This window comes from Methylobacterium sp. J-070 (genome assembly GCF_022829385.1).
Classification (GTDB): domain Bacteria; phylum Pseudomonadota; class Alphaproteobacteria; order Rhizobiales; family Beijerinckiaceae; genus Methylobacterium.
The window spans coordinates 1-437 of record NZ_JAKSXX010000210.1 but is presented as its reverse complement, the minus strand read 5'-3'; the positions used below and the strand labels follow the sequence as shown (position 1 = coordinate 437).

The window sequence follows — 437 nt, the reverse complement described above, 5'->3', positions numbered from 1 at the left end:
ATAGCGGCCTCGACACCTCGTTCGGAACGTCGCCGCAACAGCGGCGCCAAGTCCCAAACAAATGGTGGAGACAGACGGGATCGAACCGACGACCTCATGCTTGCAAAGCACGCGCTCTCCCAACTGAGCTATGTCCCCAAGGGGCATGCCAGCAGGTCGAACGTCCCGTCCATGGTGGGCCTGGGACGACTCGAACGTCCGACCTCACCCTTATCAGGGGTGCGCTCTAACCACCTGAGCTACAGGCCCAGTCGATCGAGCAGCCGCAGGCCGGACCGCAGGCAAGGCTGCAGCCGGACCGCTTCCGCGATCGCGCTATCTGGTGAGGAAGAGAAACGAGGGCGGCGTCCGTCCCGCCAATGGGCTCTGACTGAGCCCTGTTATCCTAATGATCTTCGATGGGTCTGCCGAAGCAGGACGGATCCGGCAGAACCGGA

Annotated in this window: 2 tRNA genes; both read right to left on the bottom strand. The window is 62.7% G+C overall.

The window, feature by feature from the left end:
* Positions 1–62: 62 nt before the first annotated feature.
* Positions 63–138, bottom strand: a tRNA-Ala gene (locus tag MKL01_RS22890).
* A 34-nt stretch (positions 139–172) separates the two neighbouring features.
* Positions 173–249, bottom strand: a tRNA-Ile gene (locus tag MKL01_RS22885).
* Between the last annotated feature and the right edge of the window lie 188 nt (positions 250–437).